We start from the raw sequence: 22,927 nt of genomic DNA on the forward strand, positions 1-22,927 counted from the left end.
TTTTAACGAAGTATTGGCAAGCGCAGTAGTCGTGCAAAAGTCTCTTAATATAAAACACAAAAGAAACAAGTATCACCAAGGAGCATAATCATGAATACATCGAAAAAAGCGTTAGTCGTCGGTTTAACGTCGATTGCATTAGGCTTAACGAGCTTAGCCGCTTCTGCGACTGAACTGCTGTCGCCGGGGACATTAAAAGTTGGCATGGAAGTGACGTACCCTCCTTTTGAGTCATACGACGGTGACAAAATTGTTGGCTTTGACCCAGATGTTGCGGAGTTATTGGCAAAGCAAATGGGAGTCAAAGTGAGTTTTTCTGATACCAAGTTTACGGGGTTGATCTTGGGGTTAGCGTCGAACAAATTTGATGCGGTCATTTCTGGCATGTACGTGACGCCAGCACGTCAAAAGCAAGCGGATGCCATTCCTTACGCCCGTACTGGCGCCTCCATCATGGTGTTAAAAAGTGGCTCATTGCGTCCCAAAACAGAAAAAGACTTATGTGGTTTAAAAGTTGGCCTACAGCAAGGGACCACTTGGGTGAAAGCGCTTAATGAGCTGTCTGCCAGCTACTGTAAAGCGAACGGAAAGCCTGCTATTCATGTGATGGAGTTCCCAACAGCGCCGGAAGTGGCTCAAGCATTGATGTCTAGAAACGTGCAAGCTCAGCTCGAAATCAATGGCGCTGCCAAAATGATTGTGGAAAAGTCTCGTGGGCGAATGGTGATCAGTTCGCCAGATTTGGTTTACCCACAAACCTTGGGAATCTACGTGAAAAAAGGCAATGACCAACTTCGCGATGCGCTGACGAAAGCACTAGCAAAGATTACGGAAAATGGCTCCTTTCCTGCTCTACTTAAAAAATACGATCTATCCCCTGTCTCTAAATGAGACAGGTTTTTATCGGTAGTTAGGAGCTAGTATGAATTTAGATTGGGGATACTTTTTCTCGCTTTTCTCAATGGCATCGTTTTGGCGAGCGAGCATCACGGTTGTAGAGATCAGTACCTTGTCTTGGGGAATTGGTTTGGTGCTTGGGTTTTGTGTGGCCTGTGCGAAAATGTCGACATCGCGCTGGCTCTCATTGCCCGCCGCTGTTTATATTTGGTTTTTCAGAAGTGTCCCGTTGCTGGTGGTCTTGGTGTTTGTCTATAACTTGCCGCAATTATTTCCATCGACCAGTGCGTTCTTAGGCGTTCCTTTTATCTCTGGATTACTCAGTCTTGTGGTCACGGAAGCCGCTTACATGGCAGAGATCCATCGAGGTGGCTTATTGTCTGTTGCAAAAGGCCAGCGTGAAGCGGGCCATGCGTTGAATATTGGTTTTTTAGGCATTCAGCGCTTAATTGTGATTCCTCAGGCGTTCCGTATTTCCTTACCGTCTTTGATCAATGAATATATCACCGTGATCAAACTGAGTTCCTTGGTGTCTGTTATCTCGCTACCGGAATTATTGCTCACAGGTCAGCGTCTTTACACTCAGAACTTCTTAGTGCTTGAAACACTGTTGGCGGTTGCGGTGTATTACGTATTAATTGTGACGGTCTTTAGCTCAATTCTACAATGGGTGGAGAAACGTTTGGACGTATCATCACGCAAACCAACCACCTTGTCCGATGGAGAGTGTGAAGAAGTAAGAAAGGCGGCACTGCCCATGCCGCTTAAGCAAAATCAACGTTCTGCGGGGGCGCCACCAGCATTGAGTCTTAAGAGTCTGCGTAAAGCCTACGGCAACCATGTGGTGCTAAAAGACGTGGATCTAAATATTAACATTGGTGACGTGGTCAGTGTGATTGGACCGTCTGGTTCGGGTAAAACGACCTTGATTCGTACCATTAATCGTTTGGAAACACTCGACGCCGGTGAAGTGATTCTCTTTGGTGAAGATTTTCTCAAAGGGGGGCAGTCACCTGCACGTAAAACGCTGAAGTCAGGTATGTTGCGGATCGGCATGGTGTTTCAAAGCTTTAACTTGTTTCCGCATATGACGGCGCTTGACAATATCATGATGGCGCCACGTTATCATGGAAAAGCGCCTGACCAAACTACCAATAAGGCGCAGGCTTTGTATTTACTGGATCGAGTCGGCTTGCTCGCCCATGCAAACAAATACCCGCATCAGTTATCCGGGGGGCAACAGCAGCGGGTGGCAATCGCTCGGGCCTTGGCGTTGTCGCCAGACATTATCTTGTTTGATGAGCCGACTTCTGCGCTTGATCCAGAAATGGTCAATGAGGTGCTGAAAGTCATCCAAGATCTTGCCAAAGAAGGGATGACCCTAGTTATTGTGACCCATGAAATGGAATTTGCTCTGTCTGTTTCCGATCGTGTGGTTATGATGGAACACGGTATTATTCAAGTGAACGCGGCACCGAGTGATATTGTGGATGAAACACACAAGACACCAGAAATGGTGAGAATGAGAGAGTTTATGGGGAGGCAAGCTTGAGCGACATGATAACAACGGATGAGGCGACGTTGCGACGGGATCTCGCGGCGTCCTATCGTTTAGCGGCCATGATGGGATGGGAAGACACTCTATATACCCATTTCTCAGTGCGCTTACCGGGTGACGGAGCCCCCCGTTTTTTGATCAACCCTTTTGGCTTAATGTTTGATGAAATCCGTGCCAGTGATTTAATCGTTGTGGATATGCATGGGCGGGTGCTAGAAGGCAGCGCGGACTATAATTTGGCAGGGTTTACCATTCACAGTGCGGTGCATATGGCGCGTGACGATGCACACTGTGTGATGCATACCCATACGCTGGCTGGTATGGCGATGGCGGCATGCGATAATGGCTTATTGCCCCTTAATCAGATCAGCGCGGAGTTTCACCAACGTCTTGGTTATCATGATTACGAAGGCGTGGCCTTTAATTTAGACGAGCGAGCACGCATTCAACAATCGCTCGGCGACAATATGGCTCTAGTGCTGCATCATCATGGTCTGCTTAGCGTAGGGGAAACGGTTGCCGATGCCTTTCAAATTATGTATTACTTAAACAAAGCGTGTGAGATTCAACTCGCAGCCGCGCAAATGGCCAGTCTAACGCCCGTTTCTACTATCCCTGAAACGTTAGCAAGCTATGTATGCGAGCAGTTTAAGAAAGTAGAGCATGAACGTCACCTAGTTTGGCAGGCATGGCTAAGAAAGTTAGACCGTATTGATCCATCGTACCGAGAGTAAACATGAAGATACCTATTTTATTGGCTAACAATGATGCGGCGTTTACCGAGCAATTGATAGCGTCGTTTCAGCAACGACATCCTGATGTGGATGTTCTACTGCCTGGACAGCCAGGTTCAGACAAGGTGCAGGTAGCCGCCTGTTGGTTCCCAGATGATACGCTTTTAACGAATTATCCTAACATCAAGTTTATCCATGCTTTGTCAGCCGGAGTCGATCATTTGGGGGAATCATTGCTAAGCGCTGGTTTGCCCATTTGTCGCATTGTTGATGAGCGTCAGAAGCAGGGCATGTTTGAGTATGCCCTGTGGGGCGTATTGAATGTTCATCGTTATTTTGACCTTGCTGCTCAGAATCAAAGACAAAATTGTTGGCAACGGTATAAACAAAAGGCCGCGCAGGATATTCGCGTCTCGGTTCTCGGGCTGGGAGCATTAGGGGAGTACGTTGCAAAAGGCTTAGCAGACTTGGGTTACAGTGTCTCTGGCTGGTCCCGAAGCCAAAAGGCGATGGCAAATATCACCTGTTATTCGGGGGAAGCCTCTTTGTCCGACATGCTTGGTCAAACCGATATTCTCATTAACTTGCTGCCTTTAAGTCCGGTGACGAAAGGCATCCTAAGTCGCAAGTTATTCGATCAGCTTCCACAAGGAGCCTATGTGATTAACTGTGGTCGTGGTGGTCATGTGAATGAAGCAGACCTGATTCAAGCGGTTACACGTGGCCATTTGCGTGGTGCCATGTTGGATGTGTTTGACGAAGAGCCTTTGCCAGAAACTAACCCGCTTTGGACAACTCAAGGGATAGTGATTACCCCACATATGGCTTCCGATGCGGGGGAAACCGTCGTAGTGGATCAGGTTGCAGAGAACGCCGCGAGGTTTTTACGAGGTGATGCATTGCTAAACCCCATCAACCTTGATCATGGCTACTAAACCAAGCCCCATTCGGTTCTTGGTTTTCCTAACGGCTCTATTATTAAGCCGATGGCACGCCGAATAAAAACACCATTAAGCAAAGCAATGACACTACGCTATAGAGAGCCGCTTTTTTGGTGTTCTTTTCGACTGATTTCGTTTGCAGTGCCACAATGGCGGCGACGGCGGATTGTAGTGTATAGAACAGAGCAAATGCCCGTGAGGCATAGGCGATAATGCCATTCACATCGGTGGCCCAGGTTAAGAAAATAGTGACGATCAAAATCAGCATATAAGCATAACGCACGGGAATCTTCTCGCGCGCGATGTCGACCACCAATCCGCCCGCCCCCGAGGTATCAGCAACGGAGGCGGAGAATTGGCTGCCAATTGCGGCGACAGAAATTAAGATCGGCAATAGCACTGCCACTGGTGCCACCATACTGGTAATCGCGGTGACATCGGCTCCCATACCTTTATGAAATAAGACGGTCATCAGGGTTAAAAATACTAGGTAAATGGCCGCTGAAATCCACTGGGCGATGCGCATGGTTTTGATACGTAACTCAGCAGGGTGTTCGCTTTGTAAATAACGGGAAGTTTCAAAGCCTTGTACCACGATTAATAACCCCAGTAAGACACGTAAATCATGTAGGTCGATACTGGAATCCAGCGTGGGCAAATGCCATTGGCCAGACTTTAAAAGTTGAACGTTGTATACCGCGAGTGAGAAAAGCAATCCAGCGATCATGCCAAGGTTTAGGCTCACCGCATAGGTTTCGATTTTCTCTAATTCCCCTAAGCCGCGCCATATTCCCACTCCGCAGATAAAGATCAAAATCAGTGTGGTGATAATGTTTGCCACAAAGCCGCTTTCATAGCCAAAGGCTTTGAGTAAAAATGCCGACAGCAGCTGAAGGTAATAGGTGACGGAAATAAAATAGGCGCCTGCCAAGACAATACGTGAGACGAAGGAAACAGCTTGGGCGGGGCCTTTTTGATGTTCGATGGGCTCAAAGTGACGAATATTGAAGCGAATCGCGCTGCCCACTGCATAGGCTAACATAAGCAATAAGCCCATACACAGTACGGCAAAGTACCCCACGGATTCTGCCAGTAACGGTGCCACCACCAAAAAGCCACTGCCCATAATCGAAGCCAATGGCGTGACGGTGGCTTTCCAGCCCTCAGAATGGGCGAGCTTACGGGAAAAGGCCAGAAAGAGAGTGACCACTAGGGCAATGGCAATAATATAAAAATTCAACATCGTGGGTGCCTGTTCCTTTTGTTAAAACTAATGTGCCTCTTTATTCAGAATGTCTTTCATCTGAGCCTTTAGCGAGGGGTCCTGCTGATCCAAATACTGTCGAATACGTTTGATGTAAGCCTCATTTTCATGGGCTGGTACGCCAGTTTTATGAGCATCTGCCACCGACACCATGGCCATTTGATCATGTTTGTTGTAAAGCTCAATGATCTCTTCAGCTTGTTGACGTGAGCTTCCTAGGGCTTCTAAAACAGAACGGCTCATGCGTAAGCTGCTGTCGTAGTTTTCACGCACAATATCACGACATCCATAAGACCACAGGTCATAAACGTGATGACGATCAAACGCACGGGAAATAATGTGAACGTGTGGATAGGTGTCAATAACATACTTGACCAGCTTGGATATTTGTTCTGGATTATCAATGGCGACGATCAATATTTTAGCGTCTTTAATGCCCGCCGCCTCTAAAAGCTCTGGACGTGTGGCGTCACCAAAGTAGTTTTTCACACCGAAACGTTGTAAGGCCTTCAAGCGTTTTACACTAAAATCGATGACGGTGGAATCATAACCCGCTAAACGAATGACTCGGTCAATTTGACTGCCGACGCGGCCTGAGCCAGCAATGATGATTTTATTGCTATCTGGAATGTCTTCCTGCTCCCCTGCTGGATGATCGGTTAGATAATGGGGGGTCACTATTCGGTCGTAAATGATAAACAGCATAGGTGTCAGTAGCATCGACAAGGCTACTACTAGGAGCAACTGATCCGCGATTTCTTTGGGTAAAATGCCATTAGCAACAGTGAAAGACAAAAGCACAAAACCAAATTCGCCGGCTTGCGCCAGACCCAAAGCGAACAGCCACTTATTTGCCCCACGAATATGGAAGATGGCACTGAGTAAGCGAAGAATAAGAACTTTAATCAGGATGAGGCCCACTGTGAGGCCCAAAATGGTCGCAAAATGACTGAACAATAAGTGGAAGTTGATAGCGGCACCGACCGTCATGAAGAACAGCCCTAACAGCAGACCTTTGAACGGTTCGATATTGCTTTCCAATTCATGACGATAGGGGGAGCGGGCCAGCACTACGCCCGCTAAAAATGTGCCTAAGGCAGGGGATAGGCCAACCGCAGACATAAGTAAGGTGATGCCAATGACAAACATGAGAGCGGCGGCGGTAAATAATTCGCGCAGTTGGGCGGTGGCAATAAAGCGCAAAATGGGTGACACCAGAAAATTGCCCCCTAAAATCACTGAACCAATGGCACCTAAGGTGATGAGCGTTTTTTGCCAAGCGTTAAACTCGCCGAGTAAACTACTGTGATGGCTCGCGCCTGAGCTAGTTAAGGCGTGTTGTAAGTTAGCCAGTAGATCTGGTGTTGCCAGCAGTGGTAAGAGCGCCAGCATGGGAATGACAACAATGTCTTGAGCGAGTAACACGGCAAAAGAAGACTGACCGCCATCAGAGCGCATCAACCCCTTTTCTCCCAGTGTTTGCAACACAATCGCCGTAGAAGATAAAGAAAACAACATACCGATGGTCAGGGCTATGCGCCAGGGCTGTCCTAGTAAGATGGCGCTTCCCATGACCAAGAGCGTTGTTAAGATAATTTGTCCACCACCTAAGCCCGCTAGACGGCTTTTCATTTCCCAGAGTTTCTGAGGCTTTAACTCTAAACCGACTAAAAACAGCATCATGACGACGCCAAGCTCTGAGAACTGCTGTATCGAAACGAGATCAACCTGTAGCAATGATAGCAAAGGGCTAATGGCTATGCCGGCTAATAAATAGCCCAATACCGAACCCAGTTTCAGTCGAGCAGCAAGTGGCACAGCGATGACACCTGCTACGAGAAAAATAAAAGCGAGGAGGAGAGTGTCTGTCATTCTAAAGGCTCTAAAAGTAAGGGGTGCGGAAGCTAAGGTCGCACCTAAGTGTCTATTATAAAGGGAAATATGGGAACATAATTAGGTTTTATTACTGGAATTTGCGATTCGTCACGAATTATTAGCGATGTGAATCACATGGTGTGATCGTTAGAAAAGTGTTGTGCAGTATTGACCTTAAGTAAAAAAAAGTGGCTATTTGTAGTCACGTAAGGCGGTTCGCTCGCCCTGAGTGGGTGACTCATCTATAATCAACCCCGTGCTTAGCATGGCAAGCATGTCGTTTCTTTATAGCAATTAATATACCTGCCTTATTGCGTCGTTGAGATCGTGTAGGAAGGTACAAGCAAGCTCTCTAAAAAACCTGAAACCCATTTGCATTATTCTTGATTTTGCCTGGATATTCATATTGTACTCTAAAATATTTGAACAAATTAACTTACCCGTTTGGGTGTTTGATGTAGAGAACGCTAGGGTGGTTTTCGCCAATGCTGCGGCGCTTACTGTTTGGAATGCGCCTGATATGGACTCGCTTCGAGCCAGAGATTTGGCTGCGGACATGTCTCCAGCAGTACAGCGCCGTTTAAAGCAATATTTGGTGGACTTTTTAGAGTGTGATGCTGAGTTTTATGAGCAGTGGACTTTATATCCTAATGGTAAACCTGTGAGCTTAAATATCCGTTACACAGGAATTAAATTGGATGATGGACGAATTGCTATGCTGTGTGAAGGTCTGGAAATGCAACGCTCCACGCCTGAAGCCGCCCGTGGACGAGATGCATTGATGCATACGCATTTAATGATTTCCTTACATACCTTAGACGGCAGCAACTTATATTTAAATCCAGCGGCACGTGAGTTTCTCGAGAACAGTCAGCAGGAGTTGTCAAAGCGTTTTGTTTTTAAGCGTGACTATACCCGTTTGATGCAGCAGGTAGAACAACATGGCGAGGGAGATATTACCGCTTTAGTGCATACCGTTTCCGGTAACCGATGGCATGAATTGACGGCAAGGGCGAGTCACGACCCTGTTACTGGTCAGCCATCGGTTTTGATTAGTGCAACCGACGTCAGCAGACTGAAAGAAGCGGAGGCTTTGGCTTCCAAAAGAGCTTTATTGGACTCGTTAACTAATCTACCGAACCGTCATGCTTTGCCCCATATTTTTGACAAATTTATCAGAACGACAAGGCAAAGCAATGAAGTCATTGGGGTGTTGTTTATTGATTTGGACGAGTTCAAGGCCATAAACGACACCATGGGACACGCTGAAGGGGATCGTGTGTTGGTGGAAGTTGCGAAGCGTTTGTCTTCCCTATGTGGTCCTAGTGATTCAGTCGTGCGACTAGGAGGGGACGAGTTTTTTGTGTTAACCGCTCGAGAAAATAACAGTGAAGCATTAGCGGAGTTTGCCCAAAGCTTATTGCAGCTTCTGTCCGCGCCGATCACATTAAAAAATCGCGTGAAAAAAGTGACGCCAAGTATCGGGATGGCGATCTATCCGTGTCATGGGACCGGACTGGAAGAGCTGATGCAGTCGGCAGATATTGCAATGTATCAGGCAAAGTTACTAGGGCGTAATCAATATTGTTTCTATGATGCTGCCATGCGGGAAGCCTTCGAATATGAGCATACATTGCTGGCCCAACTCAAAGAAGCGCTTAGTAACGATGAATTTGTTTTGCACTATCAGCCAAGAGTCAGTGCCAAGGATAAATCGGTTGCGTCTCTCGAAGCACTATTGAGATGGAATCATCCAGAGAATGGTTTGATGTATCCCGATAGCTTTATTGATTTGTGTGAGCGTTCTGGACAGATGGGGCAGATAGGTGAGTGGGTTTTGCGCGAAGTGATTAAGCAGATTGCCCACTGGCATGTATTGGGACAAGATGTGGCGGTTTCTGTAAATGTGTCGATCAGCCAATTGTTTAAAGAGGACTTTGTTACCAGCTTGGCGCGCATGTTGGATGAAAATGGTTGTGCGCCGAACCGTTTAGAATTGGAGCTGACTGAGTCCGCTTTAACAAAAGGAGATGTAGTGGTTATTAAGAATCTCCAGCAGCTTCGCCATTTAGGTGTTAGAGTGTCGGTGGATGATTTTGGTGTGGGGTATTCGAACTTTGCACGTTTAAATGACATTGCTTTTGATTTTATTAAAATTGACCGTAGCCTAATTGCTAGCCTTCCGGATAACCCTCAACTGGTTCAAATGATCATCAGTATTTGTCTGTTAATGCAGGCCCAGATTGTTGCTGAAGGGGTGGAAAATGAGGCCACCGCTCAATGGTTGGCGGACCATGGTTGTGATGAGTTACAGGGATATTTGTTTAGCAAACCTTTGTCCATTGATCAGGCAACAGACTATTTATTAAATCATCCCAAACCATAGAGCACACCGTCTGGATGGTTTGTTGGATAGAGAGCAATCAAGCGAACGTTATAATAACGAGCTTACCGTCTTAGACGAAGAGGCATTATGAAAATTTTTACCTGTCAGCAATGTTCTCAAACGATTTTATTTGATAATACTTTGTGTGAAAGCTGTGGCTCTTCTTTAGGCTTTTTATCTGAGCCAATGACTTTGAGCGCCCTGAAACCAGACGGCTCTGGCTTCAGGGCGTTAGCAGACACCAATATGCCTGCTAAAAAGTGGTATTACTGTAAGAACGCGCAATATTTTGTTTGTAATTGGCTGGTGGATAACCCAGATACCTTGTGTGAAGCCTGTCAGTTGAATCGTCATATTCCCAATTTAGAACGCGTCAAACAGCGGGACGAATGGCAAAAACTAGAGTTTGCTAAGCATCGCTTGGTGTACTCGTTAATCAAGCTGGGACTTCCTGTCTTAAATAAAACGGAGAATCCAGAAGAGGGGTTGTCGTTTGACTTTATTTCCGAAGAAAATGCAGTGCCAGTAAACGCACAGTCCACAACAGGCCACGCTCTTGGGCAAGTGACCATTAATACATCTGAAGCAAACAGTGCAGAACGAGAGCAAATGCGTGAAGACATGAAAGAGTCTTATCGAACTTTGATAGGGCATTTTCGTCATGAGGTGGGGCATTATTACTGGGATCAGTTAATTGCAGAAAATGACATTGAGTTGGCCAACTACCGGGCTTTGTTTGGGGATGAACGAGCAAGCTACGCTGACGCCTTGCGCAAGCACTATGACAATCCTGTTCAAAATTGGCAGGACAACTTTGTTAGTGCGTATGCGTCTTCTCACCCTTGGGAAGACTGGGCTGAAACCTGGGCGCATTACCTGCATATTGTCGATACCCTAGAAACGGCCAGCGAATTTGGTATTAGTATGTCGCCTCCGAATAATCAGCACCAAGGTTTAGCGGCGACCATTAATATTGATCCTTATTGCCATGCTAATTTTGAGGATATTATTGCCCAATATCTGCCATTAACCTTTGCCGTGAATAACCTGAACCGGAGCATGGGACAACCGGATTTATACCCCTTTGTGCTGGTGCCAAAAGTACGGGAAAAACTGGCGTTTATTCATCGCATAGTACATGGCAATTAGCCTTTTGATGGGCTCTATCAAAAGGCTATATCAGGTGTCTTTATGCGGCATCGCTATCTGCGTAGCTAGTTAATTCATCCTCATCAATTATGATGTCTTGCTCTTCGTAGAATGCATCTTCATCTGGCTCAATGACAAGGTCCTCAAGGGGTTTTTTAGTCTCCTTCTGAGCTAGCTCCAATGGTTTATTGGAGCTGGTTTTTGAGGGCGTTTTGACGTTCGCTTTTTGGCGTTTCGATGCGGCTTTACGCTTTGTTCCTAATGCCTCTAACAAGTCGTCTTTGTGTTCGGCCAAGTACAGTGATAACGCTTCTTTTTGATGGTGATCATCGGCCAAATGACTGTTATCCAATAATTCGTAAAGTGCGTCGGCTGTGTCTAGCATTTTGTCATAGGCATCGGCGTCGGTTTTTGAGGTAAAGGTCATTTTTTCAATTCCATCACGTGCTACAACGTATTTAATAACAACAGGCATAATCCACCTCGGGAAAAATAATACTGTTTAAATATACAGTAGTATTTCTGTCAGTGTCTAGCTTTTTTCTTTTCAATTCTTGCAGCTTTACATTGTTTTTTGATTCGTCTGATAGTGCTAAAGTAGCGCCCTAAACGAAGGAATCCGAACGTTATGCCAATTGAAATTTCACACTTTGATACGACGATCATTAGAGATCATGTAGAAATCGTATTAACCATTGCTTGGGCGCTTATCTCTTATGCTGTTCGTCGTTATACGAGACGGGTGATACGTCGTCACCCTACGCTTGAACATGATAAAAAACGTCAACGGATTAACACGCTGGATAATATTTTCAATCTTTTTTTAGTGGTTGGATTTATTTTAATCTGGTCCTCTGAATTACAAAACCTTGCGATCTCTATTGCCGCTTTTATGGTTGCCTTGGTTGTAGCGACGAAAGAGTTTATCTCTTGTATCGTAGGAGCGTTTTTTCGTGCCAGCACTCGGCCTTATCAAGTAGGTGACTGGGTAAGGATTGGTAATTTCGAAGGGGAAGTGACCGACAGTGATTGGTTGTCCACAACCTTGTTTGAAGTCGACTTGAAGGGGGGAAGTTATGGCTATACAGGGCGTACAACGGTTGTGCCGAATAGCTTGTTGCTCACGAGTACCGTGCAAAACCTGAATTATATGCGGCGCTATGTCACCCATGTTTTTTCTATCACAAGACAGAATGATGAGGTTAACCTGTTCGAAATAAAACAGGACATTTTAGATAAGTTAAAAGAATACAGTGAGCACTTTCATGGGGTGGCCATTCGTTATAACAGTCTGATTGAAAAACGTCTCGATATTAAAATATCAGGGCCAGAACCTCGGGTTCGCATTACCACCTCCCATGAGGGGCATACCCAGTTCACTATATCGCTATTTTGTCCAACCAATGAAGCAATGGATATTGAGCAAAAAGTCACCGAAGACTTTATGCGTTTTTGGTATGAAAAACGGGCTAAAATAGTACAAAAGTCCCAAACAGCTTAGGAGCTTAGAATGATTCGTCGTGTTATTGCAGCCTGTACACTGGTCTTTTTTTGTTTGTTTCTGAGTGGTTGTACAAATGGTTTAAGCGTTACACAAGCGCAGCTAAATGAGGCCATTAAGAAAGAAATCGCGCAAGGAAAAGAGCGTCAAATAGCACTTGGTTTAAAGGATAATGGTACCTTGGATATGACACTGAAGGTACAAAGTGTTCAGCTGAATTTAACCGAAAAAGACGGTGGTATGGCGTTAGTCGACATGGTGTGTTTGTTGTCAGGAAAGGTCAACGCCTTTGGACAGAGTTTTACTTTTAGTACTCAGGTGAAACCATCGTTATCGTCAGGGGTGAGATTGGAGGAGAATCGTATCTACCTTGTTTCCCCCAGAATAACGAACATTGAAGTCTATGGTTCTAAATTCAGCGACCAGTTATTGCGTTCCACATTAGGCTCTCTAAATAGTGATTTTGAAAAAGCCTTAACAAGCTATTTTAATCAACACCCTGTTTATGTACTGAATCATAATTTAGAGCAGAAGTTGGCGGCCTCTATGATCAAGAACATCACCATTAAGGAAAATGAATTACTGCTGGGGCTGTTTTAAATGGGACAAGAAGAGACTAGGTGCTCGCCATTTTCTACGGAACTTCTATAATGTTGCGCAAAATACGCAATGGTATTTATCAGGCCGTTTTATTTTAGAGGAAAGAACATGTCAATTGCAGACAATCAAGTTGTCACGTTTCACTACACACTTCGTCATGGTGACGAACTGATCGAAACATCCGCAGGTAAAGACCCCATTTCTTATCTGCATGGTCACAGCAATGTGATTCCAGGTCTTGAAAAAGCCATGGAAGGAAAAGAAGCAGGCGATGAGTTTGAAGTCACGGTTCCTATGGCTGAGGCATATGGAGAGCGTTATGAAGACCGTCAACAACAAGTGCCAGTAAAACACCTCCAAGGAGCTAAGCGTTGGAAGCCAGGTATGGTTGCGATGGTTCAGACCGATCAAGGGGCGCGTCAGGTGACTATTATTAAAGCTGGACTTAAGCATGCCACAGTGGATTTGAATCATCCTCTTTCAGGTAAAGATTTGACCTTCAATGTTGAGATTGTTGAAGCCCGGGAAGCGACGGATGATGAAATAGCACACGGTCATGCCCACGGGGTAGGAGGCCATCACCACTAAGTGTGACGTCGGCTTATCAGGCTCACAATAGTCAAAATAGACCACCAGTCGTGATGTTAATAGGACATTGCTCTGGTGGTTTTTTTATGACGTATCTTACTTGTTGGTAAATCGTTGTTAGAGGTCATGCTTACATTAATCAAAAATGATAATCATTATTATTTTATTGACAGATTAATTATTCGCTTTCATTATTGATAATCATTATCATTTCAATAGTGTAGGACAAGATCATGAGCCATTATATAGTGCCTTTCTCCGTGTTCGAGCAAATGATTCAAGATGGACAATGTGCGGATACCCCGCAATTACTTTACCACTATCTTGATATGAGTGAAGAGTACGCTGAGCGACTGAATATAAATGATGCGATGTCTTTGCATCAGCGGGTATTTAATGTTTTGCTTGATACGGTGTGTGACACCAGCTTGGCGATCTACTGGCGCGAGACCTGTTTAGACATGCTGTATCGTCCTTTAGGGAACTTAAAGCGTCTCATTATTACCTACCAAGACGCTAAGTCCTATTTCAAACTGGAGCATGATCTGCGCACGCTGAGTCACTACTTTCTTTCCACTTTACAACAAGAAGGCAATGAATCAAGATGAAAACGCGTATTGAAAAAGACAGCATGGGGGAACTAAGCGTTCCAGAAAATGCCCTGTACGGTGCACAAACACAGCGAGCTATTAATAACTTTCCGATTAGCGGTGAACCGCTACCAGAAGCCTTTATTCGAGCTTTGATTACCCTAAAATCCGCCGCTGCCCGAGCGAATCAGTCCCTTGAATGTATCACACCAGAGATGTCTATAGCCATTCAGGCTGCCTGTGATGAGCTGCTTAATGATAAGGCGTTGATGAGTCACTTTCCTGTCGATGTCTTTCAAACCGGTTCCGGCACCAGTACCAATATGAATGCGAACGAAGTGATCGCGACGCTGGCCACCCGTCATTTGGGTGAAAAAGTGAGTCCGAACGATCACGTAAATTATGGTCAAAGCAGTAATGACATCATTCCAACCGCCATTCATGTGAGTGCTTCAATAGAGTTACTAGGGCATTTAATACCCGCCATTACCCATTTGAAAAAGACGATTGAAGAGAAGGGGGACACTCTGGCTGGCTATACCAAGACAGGTCGTACCCATTTGATGGATGCTATGCCTGTGCGTTTTGACCAAACCTTTCATGGCTGGGCGGCGCAATTGCAAGACAACTTAGATAATCTAAGGTACATAGAAGGTAAGATTACACAACTGGCTCAAGGTGGCACAGCTGTAGGCACTGGTATTAATGCCCATCCAGAATTCGCAGCGGTATTTGCCAAAGAATTATCGGATTTGACCCACATTACCTTTGAGCCAGGAAAGAACTTCTTTGCCTTAATTGGCTCTCAAGATACGGCAGTTGCGTTATCAGGTCAGTTGAAAGCGGTTGCCGTTACCTATATGAAAATTGCCAATGATCTACGCTGGATGAACTCTGGCCCGTTGGCTGGCTTAGGTGAAATTACGTTGCAAGCGTTGCAACCTGGTTCCTCCATTATGCCAGGAAAGGTCAACCCGGTGATTCCAGAAGCCACGGCTATGGTGGCCGCCCAGGTAATCGGTAACGATGCGGCTATCACCATTGGTGGGCAAGCAGGCAATTTTGAACTGAATGTTATGTTGCCGATGATCGCTAAAAACTTGCTTAACAGTATTAAATTATTAGCCAATAGTGCCTATCTTCTGGCAGATAATGCCATTTCGACCTTAACCGTCAACGAAGACAAGCTCAATGATGCCTTACACCGTAATCCTATCTTGGTAACCGCCTTGAATCCGATTATTGGCTACCTTAAAGCGGCAGATATTGCGAAAAAAGCTTACAAAGAAGGCCGACCTGTGGTGGATGTCGCTGAAGAAGATACTGACTTAAGCAGGGAAGAACTGCTTGCTTTGCTTGATCCCGCTAAGCTGACACAGGGCGGAATATAGGGCTTCTTCGCCCCGTCACTTCTAGACTTAGGGCCTCTTAAAAGGTCTTTATTTGGTTCTTCCCTTACCAAATAGAGAAAAAACCAGCGTTAATTTGCTGGTTTTTTTTCCTTTCTATCTGAGCTTTTTTGCTACTTGCCAATGGGGGAATGACGTTGATTGATGTGCAAAAAGTGAACTGAATGTGTACTAAATAATAAACTTTTTAAGGGACGTCATAGACCGTTAGTTAAGGATTGACTGTAGATAGAGAGGAGTGAAATAATTTACTTGTCTATGCAACTATTGCCTAGACAAGTAAATTATTTCCACATTCTGATCAAACCAACTATGACGCTAAATAAACAACAAATTAATGAGCAGCTATTTTCCAGTATTGGTTTTTTGCTTGGTAGAACGAACCATATAAAGGATCGCCTTCTCGACCAATATTTAGCTCAAGAAGAGATTACCTCCAGTCAAGTTAAGGTACTCTTGATACTTTACTTTATGGGAACCCAGCGCTCTTCCGATATTAGTAAAACATTGAGTGTTGATGGTAGTGCAATGACGCGAATGTTAGATCGATTAGAGAAAAAGCAACTCATTAAGCGAGAGACGGACCTTGAAGATCGTCGCTCTACTCTCATTCAGTTGACAGAAGAGGGCCGTATTGTGACCGATAGGGCAATGCCTTTTATACAGACGGCGATAGATCACTTAGTGGACTGCTTATCAACGCAAGAACAGCAAAATCTCCAGCATTGTTTAAGCAAAATAGTCAGTTCTTTTCCCTCAGAAAAGTTCGTATTGTCTAAATACAAGGGTGCAAAATGTTAAAGTTGGCAAAAATTACTACTTTTATGTCGTTATGCTTTCTGTACGGCTGTGCGCCGCCAGCATATATTAAAACGCATAATACCATGGATGGCGATGCTCTGATTAAACACGCGAGCAACTTACAAACCAAGAATTTGTATTCTGCTAATTGGCCTGCCCAGTCTTGGTGGCTGTCATTGGATGATGCTCAGTTGAATCGGCTGATTGAGCAAGCATTAAAACACAGCCCTAATATTCAAATGGCCAACGCAAATTTAGAAAAAGCGTCGGCTTATGTGATGGCTGCAGACAGTAAATTTGACCCAGTGGTTTCTGCGAATGCTGGTGTAACTCGCTCACGCTTATCCCGTATAGAAGACCCTGCCTACCAAGGAAGTAAGTACGGAACCGTCTATAATCTTGGCTTAAATATGAACTACTCTTTTGATTTATGGGGTGGGAATAAAGCGGCTTGGGTTGCCAGTGTCAACGAGCAAAAAGCGGCGGAAATAGATCATCAAGCCGCAAAAATCAATTTATCTTCGGCGATTATCCGTACCTATGTACAGTTGGCGAATGCTTACTCTTTAGAAGATCTGGCCAAAGAAGATCTTCAGCGAACACAGCGTATTGTTTCCATTACTCAGCAACTGTTGAAGAATGGTTTAACATCCGACGACCATCTATACACAGCACAAAGTAATGAGGCTTCTGCTAAGCAGGTCTTGAAGCAGCGTATTTTGTCAATTCAGCTATTGAAAAACGCCTTAGCCACTTTAGTTGGAGAAGGACCCGATCTTGCCAGTACCATAACGCGCCCTAGTGTCGAGATGGGAAGCAAGCTGAATTTACCGCAACAATTGCCTGCCAACTTAATGGCACATCGTCCGGACATCGTGGCAGCAAAATGGCGAGTGGAAGCGGCAAGCAAGGACATCGATGTGGCTAAGACCCGTTTTTATCCCAATGTGAATTTAAGTGCGGCAGCAGGCTTTAAAGCGGTTGCGGGGGATTCATTCTTTGGTGAGCCTAGCCGTTCTTGGAACGTTGGTCCTGCGATTTCCTTGCCTTTATTTACTCAAGATCTAAAAGCCAATTTGATTAATAAAACAGCGTCATATGATGCGGCGGTTGCTCAATACAATAAGATCATCACCAAAGCATTTGGGGATATAACCGACAATGTTTTATCGATTAAATCCATCAATGAGCAAATCAAAGACGCAGAAAAAAGTCTCCAGTTAGCTTCTAAAAGCTACCATATTACGGAAAAACGTTATCAGTCAGGTATGGGGAGTCAGCTAGAAGTGCTGCTCATTGAAAATCAATTACTGCAAGCTGAATCGGTCGTCACCCAATTAAAAAACCAACTGCAAGAGCAGCAAGTCGCCTTGGTTGAGGCGTTAGGTGGTGGCTTTGAAGATAAATCGACTTCTGTTTCTCAACATTGATGGTGAACCAAATTATGCAAGACAATGACAACACAACAACACCAAAGAAAAGCCAACGTAAGAAGAGTTTAATGATCTTTCTTGGCATTATTATCTTGGGTGCGATCGGAGCAATCGGGTATTACGAAGAATATGTTGTGGGTAATGCAACAACAGACGACGCGTATGTAAAAGGTAACGTTGTTTCTATTACGCCGGAAACCGTGGGTACCGTCACAGAAATTGCTGCAGATAACGGTGATTTTGTACAAAAAGGCCAAGTGTTGGTACGGTTCGATCAAACCGATGCTGACCTGCAGTTTGAAAATGCGAAAGCACAATTAGCCCAAGCGGTTCGAAAAGTACGGGCTATGTTCAATAATGTGACGCAAGCTGAAGCCGTGGTTGAAGCGAATAAGATCGCTCTACACAAAGCACAAAGAGACTATGATCGCCGGAAAAACATGGTTAAAGCAGGTGGCTTGTCTCAAGAAGACTTAAGCCATGCAAAAGACATGGTGGAGTCTGCTCAAACCCAACTAAATGTGGCGGAGGAGCAGTTGAAAGCTCAATCCTCCATGATATCAGGTACCACTGTCGAAACGCATCCGATTGTTTTATCAGCCATTTCAGCGTTGAAACAGGCTTATCTAAACAAGCAGCGCACGAGCATTGTGGCCCCTGTCACCGGTTATGTGGCCCGTCGTCAAGTACAGTTAGGGCAGCGTGTCTCACCAAACTCTACTTTAATGGCCGTTGTACCTCTTAATGAAGTGTGGGTCGATGCTAACTTTAAAGAAACGCAATTGGATAGTATGCGTATTGGTCAGCCTGTGACTTTGGTCAGTGATCTTTATGGCGACAAGGTGGTTTACCATGGTTCGGTTGAAAGTTTAGGCATCGGTACTGGCAGTGCGTTTTCGGTGTTACCTGCGCAAAATGCGACGGGTAACTGGATTAAAATTGTCCAGCGTTTACCTGTTCGTATCAAGCTGGATACCAATGATCTAGCCGCCCATCCTCTGCGTATTGGCCTGTCGATGAATGTCGATGTGGATACTGCCAGTCAAAACGGCAAGTTGTTATCAACAAGCAGCCCTAAAAAGCCGCGTTATGAAACCAATGTCTACCAGAAGCAGATGGAAAACGTCCAGCAGATCATCAGCCAAATTATTAAAGACAATGATCCCCAGCTTAACCATGCACCTAAAAACAAGTCGTAAGGGTGATCTATGAGCCAACAAGAAGGGTTTCGACCAGCGAATATGGCGCTCTGTGTGTTCGCCATTGCGCTGGGGGTATTTATGCAGGTGTTGGATACCACTATTGCCAACGTCGCGTTGCCGACCATTTCTGGCAATATGGGTGTCAGTTTTACCCAAGGTACTTGGGTCATTACGTCGTTTACTGTTTGTAATGCCATAGGGTTGCCGATTACCTCTTGGTTGAGTCGTCGGTTTGGTGAAGTTCAGTTCTATATTGCGGCTTTGTTTTGCTTTATAGCGACGTCATTCATGTGTGGTATCTCGCAAAACATGGCCGAGATCGTGTTTTTTCGAGCCCTACAAGGTTTATCGGCGGCTCCTTTGTTTCCGATGAGCCAAGTGTTATTGATGTCGATCTTCCCGCGGGCAAAGCGGGGGATGGCCTTGGCTTTGATCGGCATGGTAGCGGTTGTTGGCCCTATCGTCGGGCCAATATTAGGTGGGTGGTTAACCTATAATTACAGCTGGCCATGGATTTTCTTTATTAATATTCCCGTTGGTATTTTTTCCATCGTGGTGATTTTGGCTCAATTTAAAGATCGTCCGCAGGAAAAAACCAAACCGAAATTAGATATGGTTGGTTTAGTGTCCATGGCCCTTGGGGTTGGTGCACTGCAAATTGTATTAGACAAAGGGAATGACTTAGATTGGTTTGCTAACAATTGGATTATTGCGGGTTCAGTCTTTTCAGCCATCATGTTGATCTTTATGGTGATTTGGGAATTAACTGACGAGCATCCGGTCATTAATCTGCGTCTGTTTGCTAATCGTAACTTTTGTGTTGGCACCATTTTGTTGACGCTTGGTTATGGTGGCTTTTTCAGTATCAACCTGATTCTTCCCCAATGGCTGCAAACCCAAATGGGTTATACCGCGTTATGGGCGGGTCTGGCTGCGGCACCAATGGGAGTCTTGCCATTGCTGCTGTCACCTATTCTGGGGAAATTTGGGCATAGACTTGATATGCGTTGGTTAGCAGCCAGCTCATTTGTGGTGATTGGAATCAGCTGTTATTGGCGGGCACATTTTAATCTGGACGTGAATTTTGCCACAGTGGCTTTAGTTCAGTTATTTATGGGATTGGGAATAGGGCTATTTTTTATGCCCACGACGACCATTTTAATGTCGGATCTCAATGGTCATGAAATTGCTGATGGTGCTTCACTATCTAGCTTTATTAGAACTTTGGGGGCGAGTTTTTCCTCTTCCCTCACCGCATGGATATGGGCACGTAACTCAAGTCTTCATCATTCGTTACTGAGTGAAAACATCTCGCAATATAACCCATTGGTGTCGCAACAACTTCAACACCCAACGGTAGAAAGTTTGTTGCAATTTAATCAATCGGTGACCTCACAAGGGTTAATGCTGTCGACGATTGATCTGTTTGCAATGCTGACGGTTTTATTCCTAGTGCTCACGCCTTTTGTTTTCTTTACCAAAAAAGCGGCTAGTCACGACTCTAGCAGCATGTCTGGTGGCCATTAAAAAGGAAAATGAGATCAAGAGTACCGAACGCTCCCAGAGAATTGTTGTAGAAATTGGGGGCGTTTCGGTATGTTGTGTTTAACGTTACTAATGTTAAAGCGTTTTGCTCATAAAGACGCTATGTGGGTCGAGTTTATAATCGGCAAATGGCTCGCATTCTGTAAAACCGTGTTTTTGGTAGAGCCTTCTTGCAGGTTCAAAGAAATTCTGTGAGCCTGTTTCTAAACTGATTTTCGTCATCCCTTGTTCCGTGGCTGTATGCAAAATATGTTGCAGAAGTGAAGAGGCTACTCCTTTATTCCGAGCAATGTTGCTAGTGCGCATGGATTTTATTTCGCCGTGGGTTTCATCTAACCGTTTTAGGGCACCACAGCCAAGTAATTGATCGTTTTCCCACACTGTCCAGAAGGCAATATTGGGCTTTTTTAATCCACTTAAATCCAGAGCATGAACACTTTCTGCGGGAGACGTAGCATGCATGTCGTTTAGATGCTCAGTCAATAACTGTGCGATTTCTGGGCCAGATAAATCATCGACTTTAATGTTCATAGATGCCCTTACGCATTATTTTCTTGGTGTATATGGTTTTCTTATCGAACGGCTTGATTCGTAACAAATATAATGCTTATCTTGGATTCTTCCTACAACTTCGTTAAATCACAAGCAACAATACGACATTTTTGCACTGATGAGCAAAAGAGGAGTCCGAATAACGATGGGTTTGATTTTACGACTCGCCAGCATAAAAGATGCCGACTGTTTATTTGAATGGCGCAATGACCCTGATACAAGAAAGGCAAGTCATTCAACTGAGAGGATTGAAGTGGCTGATCATATGCAGTGGTTAAAAGCGTCCTTGTGCAACCCAAATAGACGCTTGTATGTTGTCGAGAAAAAGCATGTTCCCGTTGGCACCGTTAGAGCGGATTTTGATAACGGTACTTGGACCCTGTCTTGGTCCGTTTCCCCCCGCTATCGAGGTAAGGGAATCGCCTCCCAAATGCTGGCGCTGACGGTTGAAGAATTTAACGAACCGCTTGTTGCCGAGATAAAAGCACAGAATATTGCGTCAATAAAAGTAGCGCAACGGACAGGCTTTATTTTGCAACGGGAGCAGGAGGGAGTGTTGTACTTTCAACGCTGAGTCTGTTCCTGTCTATGACCTATTCATGGTGTGTGATGTCTCAAGCCTCTTTTTAGCCATTCGATTATAAAGCGATTTACTCGTCATCAAAGCGAATGCGCACTTTCGGCTCGTTTGGTTTTTTCTCTTTTGGCAAGCGCAGCGGATCGACCAATTTTTCTAGACCATTGATTTTGATTTCTAATGCCAATTGCAACCATTGTCCCAAATTGCCACTGGGCCATCCTTCATGGGCAAACCAAAGTAAGTAGGCTTCTGGCAAATCGATCAGGATTCGGCCTTGATATTTACCAAACGGCATGGTCTGACGTGCGACCTGCAGCAGATCTTGTTGAGAAAACATAGTGGGCCCATTCATATTGTCGTTTGGGCGTATTTAAACATAGGGCCATTTTAAAGGCCAAATCCTAAAATGGCGGATTGTCTTTAAAACATTGGGTCAGGTAGTCGCAGATACTTTGCAGTTTAGGGGAGGTTTGTCGTACCTTTGGATACACCAACCAGACGCCGCTGTAAGGATACTGATATTGTGGCAAGAGAGCGATTAACCTGCCTGACGCTAATTCATCGGTGACATAATAATCCGGTAATTGGGCAATACCTAAGCCTTTTTTGACCGCATCCAACAGAGCTGGCCCCGAGTTGCTACGCCAATTACTGGAGATTTTCACTTCTTTACGCTGACCGTCTTGTTGAAACAGCCAATGGGTTTTTGAGCCGATTAAGCAGCGGTGTTTATTTAACTCGGATAGGGTGTGGGGTATACCATGTTGATCAACATATTCCCGTGACGCGCACAGATGCTCGGCCCGGTCACATAAGCGTCTTGATAAGTGGCTGGAGTCTTTTAAGGCACCCATGCGGATAGCAAGGTCATAACCTTCTTCAATCAAATCCACTTCACGGTTGGTCAGATGAAAATCCAATTCTATCTTTGGGTATTTGAGCAAAAAATCGTTGATGATAGGCGCGATGTAACGCTCGCCAAAGGTGGTCGCGCAAGTCATTTTAAAGGGGCCAATCGGAGCTTGGTTAAGAGTGGATATGACTTCTTCGGCATTACTTAATGCTTCGGGCAAGCTACGGCAATGCTGATAATACAGTTCGCCAGCTTCGCTTAAACGAATACGTCTCGTGGTGCGAAATAGTAGGGTGGTACCCAGCTCGTTTTCTAAGTGCGTGATTAAGCGGCTGATGTGAGACGCCGAAACGTCGAGTTTGATTGCCGCCGCTGAAAAACTGCCTTGTCTGACGACTTCGACAAAGGCTTCCATCGCTTCCCAGTTCTTCATGTGTCCACTCTCATCTTCACGTGTATTGGTCGTGTT

General features: G+C 45.0%; 22 protein-coding genes. 16 read left to right on the forward strand and 6 right to left on the reverse strand.

Translation table 11 applies throughout. The annotated features are described in order from the left end of the window. Positions 1–90 precede the first annotated feature (90 nt). From JHD45_RS17910 to JHD45_RS17925, 4 genes are read left to right on the forward strand one after another with little or no spacing between them, the layout of a single operon-like run. The gene (locus JHD45_RS17910; RefSeq protein ID WP_199477870.1) at positions 91–891 is read left to right on the forward strand and encodes an ABC transporter substrate-binding protein; all 801 of its coding nucleotides are present in this window, start codon (positions 91–93) and stop codon (positions 889–891) included. 31 nt (positions 892–922) lie between these two features. Further along, entirely contained in the window at positions 923–2,449 is a 1,527-nt protein-coding gene (locus tag JHD45_RS17915; protein ID WP_199477871.1) for an amino acid ABC transporter permease/ATP-binding protein, read from the forward strand. A gap of 5 nt (positions 2,450–2,454) precedes the next feature. Beyond that, positions 2,455–3,189: a class II aldolase/adducin family protein gene (locus JHD45_RS17920; RefSeq protein WP_199477898.1), complete on the forward strand. Its 735-nt coding sequence runs from the start codon at positions 2,455–2,457 to the stop codon at positions 3,187–3,189. Between the two features lie 2 nt (positions 3,190–3,191). Continuing rightward, on the forward strand, positions 3,192–4,124 hold the full coding sequence (locus JHD45_RS17925) for a 2-hydroxyacid dehydrogenase (RefSeq protein WP_199477872.1): 933 nt from the start codon (positions 3,192–3,194) through the stop codon (positions 4,122–4,124). A 43-nt stretch (positions 4,125–4,167) separates the two neighbouring features. Here JHD45_RS17925 and JHD45_RS17930 read toward each other — a convergent pair whose 3' ends face one another. Together JHD45_RS17930 and JHD45_RS17935 are read right to left on the reverse strand one after the other, a co-directional pair. Next, positions 4,168–5,373, reverse strand: coding sequence for a hypothetical protein (locus JHD45_RS17930; protein WP_199477873.1), 1,206 nt, complete (start codon positions 5,371–5,373; stop codon positions 4,168–4,170). A 27-nt stretch (positions 5,374–5,400) separates the two neighbouring features. Continuing rightward, a complete protein-coding gene (locus JHD45_RS17935) occupies positions 5,401–7,266 on the reverse strand; it encodes a cation:proton antiporter (RefSeq protein ID WP_199477874.1) in 1,866 nt (621 codons plus the stop codon). A gap of 409 nt (positions 7,267–7,675) precedes the next feature. Between JHD45_RS17935 and JHD45_RS17940 the strand changes: the two genes are divergently transcribed. Next, positions 7,676–9,655, forward strand: coding sequence for a putative bifunctional diguanylate cyclase/phosphodiesterase (locus tag JHD45_RS17940; protein WP_199477875.1), 1,980 nt, complete (start codon positions 7,676–7,678; stop codon positions 9,653–9,655). Positions 9,656–9,742: 87 nt separating this feature from the next. After that, complete coding sequence (locus tag JHD45_RS17945; RefSeq protein ID WP_199477876.1) at positions 9,743–10,804, forward strand: zinc-binding metallopeptidase family protein; 1,062 nt, start codon at positions 9,743–9,745, stop codon at positions 10,802–10,804. Positions 10,805–10,844: 40 nt separating this feature from the next. Here JHD45_RS17945 and JHD45_RS22645 read toward each other — a convergent pair whose 3' ends face one another. Beyond that, positions 10,845–11,279, reverse strand: coding sequence for a YebG family protein (locus JHD45_RS22645; RefSeq protein WP_199477877.1), 435 nt, complete (start codon positions 11,277–11,279; stop codon positions 10,845–10,847). 153 nt (positions 11,280–11,432) lie between these two features. Here JHD45_RS22645 and JHD45_RS17955 point away from each other — a divergent pair, with 153 nt between their 5' ends. The 9 genes from JHD45_RS17955 to JHD45_RS17995 all read left to right on the forward strand — a co-directional run bounded on the left by JHD45_RS17955 (position 11,433) and on the right by JHD45_RS17995 (position 20,455). Beyond that, positions 11,433–12,305 (forward strand): mechanosensitive ion channel family protein, encoded by an 873-nt coding sequence (locus JHD45_RS17955; protein ID WP_199477878.1) that lies wholly within the window; start codon positions 11,433–11,435, stop codon positions 12,303–12,305. Positions 12,306–12,314: 9 nt separating this feature from the next. Next, positions 12,315–12,905 (forward strand): DUF1439 domain-containing protein, encoded by a 591-nt coding sequence (locus JHD45_RS17960; protein ID WP_199477879.1) that lies wholly within the window; start codon positions 12,315–12,317, stop codon positions 12,903–12,905. A 108-nt stretch (positions 12,906–13,013) separates the two neighbouring features. Beyond that, positions 13,014–13,493 (forward strand): FKBP-type peptidyl-prolyl cis-trans isomerase, encoded by a 480-nt coding sequence (locus JHD45_RS17965; protein WP_199477880.1) that lies wholly within the window; start codon positions 13,014–13,016, stop codon positions 13,491–13,493. A 233-nt stretch (positions 13,494–13,726) separates the two neighbouring features. Further along, on the forward strand, positions 13,727–14,101 hold the full coding sequence (locus JHD45_RS17970; protein ID WP_199477881.1) for a hypothetical protein: 375 nt from the start codon (positions 13,727–13,729) through the stop codon (positions 14,099–14,101). Then, on the forward strand, positions 14,098–15,474 hold the full coding sequence (locus JHD45_RS17975) for a class II fumarate hydratase (protein WP_199477882.1): 1,377 nt from the start codon (positions 14,098–14,100) through the stop codon (positions 15,472–15,474). Before JHD45_RS17970 ends, JHD45_RS17975 begins: the two co-directional genes overlap by 4 nt. A 276-nt stretch (positions 15,475–15,750) precedes the next feature. Further along, the gene (locus JHD45_RS17980; RefSeq protein ID WP_233407920.1) at positions 15,751–16,293 is read left to right on the forward strand and encodes a MarR family winged helix-turn-helix transcriptional regulator; all 543 of its coding nucleotides are present in this window, start codon (positions 15,751–15,753) and stop codon (positions 16,291–16,293) included. Further along, on the forward strand, positions 16,287–17,723 hold the full coding sequence (locus tag JHD45_RS17985; RefSeq protein ID WP_199477884.1) for an efflux transporter outer membrane subunit: 1,437 nt from the start codon (positions 16,287–16,289) through the stop codon (positions 17,721–17,723). Before JHD45_RS17980 ends, JHD45_RS17985 begins: the two co-directional genes overlap by 7 nt. A 14-nt stretch (positions 17,724–17,737) precedes the next feature. Next, complete coding sequence (locus JHD45_RS17990; protein WP_199477885.1) at positions 17,738–18,925, forward strand: efflux RND transporter periplasmic adaptor subunit; 1,188 nt, start codon at positions 17,738–17,740, stop codon at positions 18,923–18,925. Positions 18,926–18,934: 9 nt separating this feature from the next. Continuing rightward, positions 18,935–20,455: a DHA2 family efflux MFS transporter permease subunit gene (locus JHD45_RS17995; RefSeq protein WP_199477886.1), complete on the forward strand. Its 1,521-nt coding sequence runs from the start codon at positions 18,935–18,937 to the stop codon at positions 20,453–20,455. Positions 20,456–20,548: 93 nt separating this feature from the next. Here JHD45_RS17995 and JHD45_RS18000 read toward each other — a convergent pair whose 3' ends face one another. After that, complete coding sequence (locus JHD45_RS18000) at positions 20,549–21,004, reverse strand: GNAT family N-acetyltransferase (protein WP_199477887.1); 456 nt, start codon at positions 21,002–21,004, stop codon at positions 20,549–20,551. Positions 21,005–21,170: 166 nt separating this feature from the next. Here JHD45_RS18000 and JHD45_RS18005 point away from each other — a divergent pair, with 166 nt between their 5' ends. Next, positions 21,171–21,599 (forward strand): GNAT family N-acetyltransferase, encoded by a 429-nt coding sequence (locus JHD45_RS18005; protein WP_233407915.1) that lies wholly within the window; start codon positions 21,171–21,173, stop codon positions 21,597–21,599. Positions 21,600–21,675: 76 nt separating this feature from the next. Here JHD45_RS18005 and JHD45_RS18010 read toward each other — a convergent pair whose 3' ends face one another. Together JHD45_RS18010 and JHD45_RS18015 are read right to left on the reverse strand one after the other, a co-directional pair. Beyond that, complete coding sequence (locus JHD45_RS18010; RefSeq protein ID WP_199477888.1) at positions 21,676–21,942, reverse strand: DUF3820 family protein; 267 nt, start codon at positions 21,940–21,942, stop codon at positions 21,676–21,678. 64 nt (positions 21,943–22,006) lie between these two features. Beyond that, a complete protein-coding gene (locus JHD45_RS18015; protein WP_199477889.1) occupies positions 22,007–22,891 on the reverse strand; it encodes a LysR family transcriptional regulator in 885 nt (294 codons plus the stop codon). Positions 22,892–22,927 lie beyond the last annotated feature (36 nt).

Origin of the sequence: Marinomonas spartinae, from assembly GCF_016461715.1 — a bacterium.
GTDB classification, from domain to species: domain Bacteria; phylum Pseudomonadota; class Gammaproteobacteria; order Pseudomonadales; family Marinomonadaceae; genus Marinomonas; species Marinomonas spartinae_A.